Origin of the sequence: Lactiplantibacillus garii, from assembly GCF_003885105.1 — a bacterium.
GTDB classification, from domain to species: domain Bacteria; phylum Bacillota; class Bacilli; order Lactobacillales; family Lactobacillaceae; genus Lactiplantibacillus; species Lactiplantibacillus garii.
In genome coordinates this window covers 1-7,691 of the sequence record NZ_QWZQ01000070.1, presented here as the reverse complement: position 1 = coordinate 7,691, position 7,691 = coordinate 1, and the positions used below count along the sequence as shown (strand labels likewise).

General features: G+C 48.0%; 9 protein-coding genes. 4 read left to right on the top strand and 5 right to left on the bottom strand.

Annotated elements, in window-relative coordinates:
• The first annotated feature begins 180 nt into the window (after nucleotides 1-180).
• Both D1831_RS13470 and D1831_RS13465 read left to right on the top strand, forming a co-directional pair.
• A complete protein-coding gene (locus D1831_RS13470; RefSeq protein WP_125073364.1) occupies nucleotides 181-2,556 on the top strand; it encodes an NAD(P)H-dependent oxidoreductase in 2,376 nt (791 codons plus the stop codon).
• 199 nt (nucleotides 2,557-2,755) lie between these two features.
• On the top strand, nucleotides 2,756-3,184 hold the full coding sequence (locus tag D1831_RS13465) for an NADPH-dependent FMN reductase family protein (RefSeq protein WP_125073363.1): 429 nt from the start codon (nucleotides 2,756-2,758) through the stop codon (nucleotides 3,182-3,184).
• A 134-nt stretch (nucleotides 3,185-3,318) separates the two neighbouring features.
• Here the strand turns inward: D1831_RS13465 and D1831_RS13460 are convergent, their stop codons facing one another.
• From D1831_RS13460 to D1831_RS13445, 4 genes are read right to left on the bottom strand one after another with little or no spacing between them, the layout of a single operon-like run.
• A complete protein-coding gene (locus tag D1831_RS13460; protein ID WP_125073362.1) occupies nucleotides 3,319-3,897 on the bottom strand; it encodes a uracil-DNA glycosylase family protein in 579 nt (192 codons plus the stop codon).
• A 23-nt stretch (nucleotides 3,898-3,920) separates the two neighbouring features.
• Nucleotides 3,921-4,349: an arsenate reductase (thioredoxin) gene (arsC, locus tag D1831_RS13455; protein WP_125073361.1), complete on the bottom strand. Its 429-nt coding sequence runs from the start codon at nucleotides 4,347-4,349 to the stop codon at nucleotides 3,921-3,923.
• A 37-nt stretch (nucleotides 4,350-4,386) separates the two neighbouring features.
• Complete coding sequence (locus D1831_RS13450; RefSeq protein ID WP_125073360.1) at nucleotides 4,387-4,788, bottom strand: UPF0158 family protein; 402 nt, start codon at nucleotides 4,786-4,788, stop codon at nucleotides 4,387-4,389.
• Between the two features lie 34 nt (nucleotides 4,789-4,822).
• The gene (locus tag D1831_RS13445; protein ID WP_125073359.1) at nucleotides 4,823-5,710 is read right to left on the bottom strand and encodes a LysR family transcriptional regulator; all 888 of its coding nucleotides are present in this window, start codon (nucleotides 5,708-5,710) and stop codon (nucleotides 4,823-4,825) included.
• A gap of 119 nt (nucleotides 5,711-5,829) precedes the next feature.
• On the opposite strand from D1831_RS13445, the gene D1831_RS13440 reads away from it, so the two are divergent.
• Nucleotides 5,830-6,558: a DUF554 domain-containing protein gene (locus tag D1831_RS13440; protein ID WP_125073358.1), complete on the top strand. Its 729-nt coding sequence runs from the start codon at nucleotides 5,830-5,832 to the stop codon at nucleotides 6,556-6,558.
• Between the two features lie 184 nt (nucleotides 6,559-6,742).
• Nucleotides 6,743-7,135, top strand: coding sequence for a hypothetical protein (locus tag D1831_RS13435; protein WP_125073357.1), 393 nt, complete (start codon nucleotides 6,743-6,745; stop codon nucleotides 7,133-7,135).
• A 199-nt stretch (nucleotides 7,136-7,334) separates the two neighbouring features.
• On the opposite strand, the gene D1831_RS14965 is transcribed toward D1831_RS13435, so the two are convergent.
• Nucleotides 7,335-7,589 (bottom strand): DUF3883 domain-containing protein, encoded by a 255-nt coding sequence (locus D1831_RS14965; protein ID WP_225422900.1) that lies wholly within the window; start codon nucleotides 7,587-7,589, stop codon nucleotides 7,335-7,337.
• Nucleotides 7,590-7,691 lie beyond the last annotated feature (102 nt).

Sequence of the window (7,691 nt, the reverse complement as noted above, 5' to 3'; positions counted from 1 at the left end):
AATTTCACTATTTTATCGATCAATGGAACTAATATTTCGTCAACAAATCCCCGTACACCGGCGATTACCCACTAATTTTAAAATCTCCGCTTGCAATTATGGCCCAAATTTTTATATTGAAAGCGTAAACAATCACTAGCACTTAGCGCTTTGCATACTTTAAATAAAGGACTGTTAATTATGAAATTAATCGCACTTGTCGGAACTACCGCCGCAAAATCGTATAACCGCAACTTACTTCATTACATGCAACGCCACTTTAGCGACCAAGCTGAAATCGACGTTAATGAAATTACAGACATTCCGCTATTCAACGAACCGGACCAAAGCGCGGTCCCTAGTACCATCCACGCGTTAAACGATAAAATTAGTCACGCTGACGGGGTCATTATTGGCGTTCCGGAATACGATCACGCCGTCCCGGCCGCACTTAAAAACGTGATCGAATGGCTTTCATACGGCTTGCACCCCTTCGCAAATAAACCAATTATGTTGGTGGGGACGTCACTGGGCGTTCAGGGGACCTGCCGTGCCCAGGAAGAACTCCGCAATATCTTAAACGCGCCCGGCGTAGACGGAATCGTTTTACCCGGTAACGAATACATGCTAAGCTACGCGCAAAAAGCGTTTAATCCCGCGGGGGACTTAACCCAAGCGGGCTCCATTGATTTCTTAGAAAGTTGCTTCGCCCACTTTGTTCAATTTATCAAGACGTTACAGGGCAGTACCACGACCAAAGTCGACTGGCAAGCCAACTACGACGTCATTGTTTTGGGCTTCGGTGGTGCCGGGGCAACGGCCGCCCGGTTTGCCGCTGATGACGGTGCAAAGGTTTTATTAGTCGATACCGCGCCATTTGGTCACGAAGGCGGTAACACCCGCTACTCAGCTCAACACGTGGTGACCGGCGACAGTCTTGAAAAATTAACGGCTTACTACCAGGCCCTCGGCGCACCGTTTAAAACACCCGCTAAAACGTTAAACGCCTACTTAACGGGTATGAGTCGCATCCCCGACTACTTCCAGAAGTACTTAGGGATTAAGGCCGTTAGTTGGAAACACGATATTAAACCGGGCGACGCGGTGGCCGTTAAAAAGACGATGGCGGAATACCCCGAATTACCAGGGAGTGATACGGTCGACTTCGCCCTCGTTCATAAACGTGATAAGGACGCTGGCCTTTGGAAGGTCCTGCGTAAAGAAGTCCTCAATCGCACGGCCAACATCGACGTCTGGTTAGCCTCACGGGCCCAACATTTGATTCAAGACCCCGTTTCTAAAGCTATCCGCGGTGTGCAAATTGAACGGAATCACCACCTGGTCAACGTTCACGCTAACCACGGGGTCGTCCTGGCCATGGGCGGCTTTGAAAATAATCCGGCACTGACCGAAACTTACCTGCATAGTCACCACCTCACCCCACTAGGCACGCTCTACAACCGGGGAGATGGTGTTCGCATGGCTCAGGAGGTCGGGGCCAAAATGTGGCACATGACCAACTACGAATCACACGGGATTTTACCCGGAATCACCTTCAAGGAAGGCCCTAACGAACGGGGCCGCCAAATCGAACAGTGGCCGTTACTTAAACATGGCAGCATTTTTGTCATTGCCGACGATGGGACCCGCTACTTCCCAGAGGACGCTAAACACCGCCATGGTCACATTCAAACGCACGGTTCTTGGTTGATTCCAATGATGAATCAACACCCGTACCTCGTCTTTGACCAACACCAGTACGCCGATTTTAAACAGCAACTCGCCGACCGGGGCCGCCTGCCTTACCCTGAATTTATGGATAAACTGGTTAAAGCGGACAGTATTGCGGAGCTGGCAGCCCAGATCAACGTTCCCGCCGCCAACTTAGAACAAACCGTGACCGATTTTAACCACTATACCGAAGTCGGGCGCGACTACGCCTTTGGCCGTGACCCACAGACCATGCGAGCCTTGGACGCCGGTCCCTACTACGCCATCGCGGCCGCTAACGACGTTTTAAATACGCAGGGGGGCCCACAACGTAACGAAAACGCGCAGATCTTAGACACGAATGATCAGCCGATCCCACACTTATTCGGCGCTGGTGAATTGGGCGGGATCGTCGCCAACTGTTACCAGGGTGGTGGCAACCTTGCAGAATGTTTGATTTTTGGCAAGTTAGCTGGTGAAAGTGCCGCTAACACCGAGGCGGACGGTGAACTCGTTACCACAACCACCGCCAACGGAATCAATGATTTGGCTGACGGTGAAAGCGCCGCTAACATTCCACTCAAACCCGATCAATTTTTAGGCAGTTCTAACAGTGGTCTGGGTGGTAAAGTGGTCGTCCGGGTCACGTACCACGACCAAGCCATTCAAAACGTTGAAGTGGTCCAACACCACGAAAGTGAAGACGTTGGTTTAGTTGCCGTGTCCAAGTTACCGGAAGAAATCGTTGCCGCTAACTCGACCGACGTTGACGCCATTTCCGGGGCCTCCGCTTCCAGTCGAGCAATCAAGGAAGCTGTTAACGATGCTATCCAACACGCACAACGAGGGACTGCGGTTCATAACTAATTTTTGAAGTAATTCGCAAAACGCGCCTACCAGTAATCATGGTGGGCGCGTTTTACTAACCCCAAAATTGTAACTAAGCGCAACTTGGATTTTGTAATCGGTTTCAAACTGTTCTATACTTAAACTAATGTGACTAATAGAAATGATCAACGCCGGCACATTGACACACCGACCATTGATTTAAAATGGAGGAATTATTATGACAGTGGCTATTCGTTATCAAACACGCAACGGTAATACCGAGGCTTTCGCAAACCAGATTGCGGCGGTGGCCAACGTTCCCGCGGAGTCGGTTGCGACGCCCGTGAGCGCAACCGATTTGCTATTCTTCGGGGGCGGCACCTACTTTATGCGGCCCGATTCAGCGGCGTCCGATTTTATGGAAGCCCTTGACCCCAATAAAGTTAAAAAGATCGCCCTTTTCACCACTTCTGGCGGCCCCGAAATGGTTTCGGACAAAGCCCTCACGAAGATTGCTGAAAAGAAGGGCATCCCAATCGTCGGCCACTTCCACCAAGTCATGGGTGGCAAGGGGATGAAATTACTCGGTAGTAAGGGCGGTAAGCTGAAGCCCGAACAAATTGAACTCGTTAAAAAGTTTGCTCAAGAAATGCTAGCTAATCAGTAATAAAACAATAAACGTTCATCGTGGATTTTCTCCAACGGTGAACGTTTTGCTTACATATCTAAAATAATTAACCATGCCTAGTCCTACGACTGTCTTTAATTGAGATGCTAAGAATGTTTCACGTGAAACATCCGTCAGCGTAACGCCATTCGCACCCGTTTTCGCAATTCGGGAACAACGTCCGTTTGAAACCACGGGTTCCGTTTCTGCCAGCCGTAGTTAAGTGGTGACGGGTGCACTAACGGAAAGTACGCTGGTAAATACGCCGCGTACTTTTGAACCGTGGCGGTCAAGTTTTTTTGCCGGTTGAGACCCAAGTACATTCGCATGGCGTATTGACCAACCAGCAAGGTTAGTTGCACTTTAGGCATCATTTTAAGTAGTTCGGGGTGCCACTTTGCCGCAAATCCTTTACGGGGCGGCAAGTCCCCACTCTTGCCCTTACCCGGATAGTAAAAGTCCAACGGCATAACGGCAATCCGATCACTGTCGTAAAACTCGGACCGCGTGACCCCCATCCAGTCCCGCAACCGGTCCCCACTCGCGTCGTTAAAATAAGTTTTCGTGTTTTGAGCAACACGTCCGGGCGCCTGACTAATAATCAAAATGGTTGCCATAGCGGGCACGTGAAAGAGGGGCTCCCAACCTTGCGCCGTAAATTCAGCGTTCTCCGGGTCCGTTTTAATGGCTCGTGTGATTTCTTCAATTGTCATACTAAAATCCGCCTTTCCACTATTTATTGGCAAGCCGCATCGCCCAGTTCCCGTACCAAGGCGGTCACATTTTGTTTGATCTGATCCCGAACCGTTCGAAAAGCCGCTAAGCGTTCGGCAGTTGTGCCCGTAGCTTGGGCTGGATCTGGTAGTGGCCAGTGGAGCCTGCGCACCCTACTTGGTGTCACCGGGCAGCGGTCCCGTGCGTCCCCACACAAAGTCACAACCAGGTTGCACCGGTTTAAATAGTTCGAATCGATGAGTTTGGACGTCTGCGCTGACATATCCACTCCCACTTCTTGCATCACTTGCACGGCCAGAGGGTTCACCCCGTGCGTTTCAATGCCCGCGCTGGCAACTTGCCAGCCCGTTCCCAATAACTGTCTGGCAAAGCCTTCCGCCATCTGGCTGCGGCAAGAATTCCCCGTACAAAGAAAATAGATTTGCTTCACTTTAACCATCCCTTCGATTAGCCGACGCCCTATCAATTTATTTATAGGTTAGCCCATTTTCATGACACCAATCAATCGCGATTTGACGATAAGCTTGATCTTGAAATGCGTACCAGGCTTGCTCTAAGTCCAGCCGGATCAGTGTTTCCCGAAAATGGTGAAAGGCGCCCCGCCCCCGCAAACTTTCTGCTAGCTGACGCTGGTCCTTGCCTGCTGGCAACCGCTCTGTATAAGCTTGCATGATTTGATAATCGTCAATTTCATACGCGGTCGGTAATCGTAGGTACCGGTCATCGTCAAAATCAATCATCCCCGCATCCACGTCATCGACGTAGTCGTTTATATAATTAAATTCACCCGTTACACGGTTATAAAACCCGGTTGTTTCATCATCCATCAGACTAATTGCCTCTACTAAGGCAGCTAATTTAATTTCCATTCCGACCCACTCCTTGGTATTTTAACCGAACCAGCTACCGTAATCTGCGCGTTTCGTCCGTGGCGTATTTCCAAAACAGATCGACCACCGCTGCCGGATTATCCCGCCGTTTCATAAACGCCAACCGACTGCTGATCTTTGGTACTAGCGGGACCACTTGGATGTTGTCAAAACCGGTCAAATCAAACGACCGGTTCATCACGACCGAAATACCGGCCCCCTGATTTAGCATCGCCAAGATCAACTCGATTCGTTGACCGTTATAGGTGACACGCGGTTGCAACTTTAGATCCCGCAGAGCGGCAAACAACGGACTGTTTTTACTAACCGTATCGCTCTGCAAAAGGATCGATTCACTTTCTAACATATCTAACGTTAAGTACGCGCGGTGCGCCAACGGGTTACTTTTAGGCACGAGTACCACGAGTTGATCGGCCTCGTTGACCAGCGTATCGTAGGCACTCGCCGGCTGGTCAAAGATCCGGGTAAACACCACGTCCACGTTTTTTTGGTCCAGCGCGTGCGCCAGCTGGTCCACGCCGGCTTCACTAAAACACAATTTAATATCCGGATACTGTTTGGTAAAACCCGTAATGATTTGAAAAGCTTGGTACTGTGGTAACGAGGGTAACCCCTTAATAACCAGCGGCCGTTCTTGTTGCCAGAATCGCCCAGTGATGGCCTGGTTTAAGTCGGCTTCCCGTTTTAAAACCCGTTTCACCTTGGGTAGGATCAATTGCCCAGCCCGCGTCAACTTAACTTGCCGGTGCGCACGGATAAATAACTTCACCCGCCACGTCTTCTCAAGGAACATGATGTCTTTAGAAATGGTCGACTGCGACAAAAACAACCGCTCGGCACTCCGGCTATAGTTAAGCGTTTCCGCTAAGTCCACAAAAACTGCTAATCTCCTAGTTTCCACCGGCTCCCCCCTATCTATTCTTAATTAGAATAGTTTAACACAGAATCAGAATTGTTCTCCGCTTTCGCGGCAACTAGACTATAAACTGTTGTTAAAATTAGTCATTGAGGAGGAATTGCATGCCAATCGGAATCATAACGAGCGTTGGCGCCATTCTATTTGGCGGGATTGTCGGCGCAATCAGTGGCAAGCTCATGTCAGAACGCCTGAAAACGGGGTTGAACATGGTATTTAGTATTTGTTCCATCACCATGGGAATCTACGCGATTGCTCCCTTAAAAAACTTGGCGGCCGTAACCTTTGCCGTCATCATTGGAACGAGTATTGGTATTATTTTTCACCTAGGAGACGCAATCAACCGGGGCGCCCGCGGAATGCAACGGTTCATTTCCAAATTTATCAAGGGCCCTTCCGAACTTGAGGAGAAGGCGTTTGAAGATACGCTGGTAACGGTGATCGTGCTGTTCTGTGCGAGCGGTACCGGCATCTACGGAACGTTGACTGAAGGGATTAACGGCGACGCCACTATTTTGATTTCCAAATCCATTTTGGACTTCTTTGCGGCCATCATCTTCGGCGCTAACCTAGGGGCGGTCGTCTCACTGATTGCCGTACCACAGCTCATTATTTTAACCTTAATTTTTTTGTTAGCTCACGTGGTCGTCCCACTCACGACCCCCACCATGATTTTTGACTTCAAGGCGGCCGGGGGCGTCCTCATGCTGGCCAGCGGCTTCCGGATTACCCATATTAAAATGTTCCCCACCGCTGACATGATTCCAATCATGGCCGTCATCATGCCCATTTCGTGGCTGTGGACCAATTGGGTCGTGCCACTGATCAACTGAGTTGCTTATTAAAGCGGTTTTAGTTAGAATAATTATTCACGTTCTGGATAATCGTTACGTCGAATCATATACGATTTCTGTGAGTACATCCCTTAACCTAGTTACCTTACTTTATGCAGGACATAGTATCCTTGAACATCCCATTATGTTCTCTATACTAAACCTATACGGGGAGGGATTTTTAATGAAAAAATTCACGGCAAGTTTACTGACTATTGCAGCAACTCTGAGCTTATCAACGGCCGTTACAATGACCGATACAACTGCTCAAGCTGCTACTTGGCATAAAGGAACACCCAAAGTAATTCGGGGTAAATGGCGGGTTAAACACGTTTCAACCAAGGTTGCACACCTAAAGGTAACCAAGTCACGCGTCTATTTATATTCCGCGGGTAAGTTTTACCTAAAAAACGTTAAATATAAAAAAGTAAGCGCTAAAACGTATAAAGTTCGGGGTTACGAATACACCTACCTGCATTCCAAAAACACCGTTAGTTTCAAGGTTAAGGGTCATAAAATTCTCAAGTATAAAGGAAATTATCCGGGTGCTAGTTGGGATAACTACGTTCGCCGCTAACAAGTTTTTAACAAAAATAGTGCTCTGGCAAACAAACGACAGCCGTTCATTTGCTAAAGCACTATTTTTTATGCGAAAAAAGAAGGAACTATGACATATCATTTATGGTATAGATTTCTGAAACACTCCATGCACCGGTTTCTACTCTAAAAACAGCTTCATTTGTGATACGGAGACCCGTATCATAAATAGGCGCTATTTAACCTTTTTCTAGAGGCATTGCCTTATATGATTGTGCAGACAATTCTAGTTCGTTTGACAAGTTTCCAGTTACAGTGTAAAACTTGCAGTCACCGGTTATATTATAAACTCTATACAATTTATAACTATCTCCGCATTTTTTTGCAGCTGTTAGCTCATTCCCACTAATATAAAAAGGAGTATTTATGCCCCCCTTAGTAGTTTTCACCTCAATATATATTGGATCACTGGGCCTAGAATAAAAAGTGTACAAGTTAAATAGAGACTCTGATTTAGTATAATTAAGGAAGTAAATTGGAGGATCAAATAATGACGAAGCACAGTTATGACAAGGAATTTAAGGAACAGGCCGTTC

Coding starts and splice junctions, on each gene's coding strand:
- D1831_RS13470 (WP_125073364.1), top strand. CDS start 181: ATGAAATTAATCGCACTTGTCGGAACTACCGCCGCAAAATCGTATAAC.
- D1831_RS13465 (WP_125073363.1), top strand. CDS start 2,756: ATGACAGTGGCTATTCGTTATCAAACACGCAACGGTAATACCGAGGCT.
- D1831_RS13460 (WP_125073362.1), bottom strand. CDS start 3,897: ATGACAATTGAAGAAATCACACGAGCCATTAAAACGGACCCGGAGAAC.
- D1831_RS13450 (WP_125073360.1), bottom strand. CDS start 4,788: ATGGAAATTAAATTAGCTGCCTTAGTAGAGGCAATTAGTCTGATGGAT.
- D1831_RS13440 (WP_125073358.1), top strand. CDS start 5,830: ATGCCAATCGGAATCATAACGAGCGTTGGCGCCATTCTATTTGGCGGG.
- D1831_RS13435 (WP_125073357.1), top strand. CDS start 6,743: ATGAAAAAATTCACGGCAAGTTTACTGACTATTGCAGCAACTCTGAGC.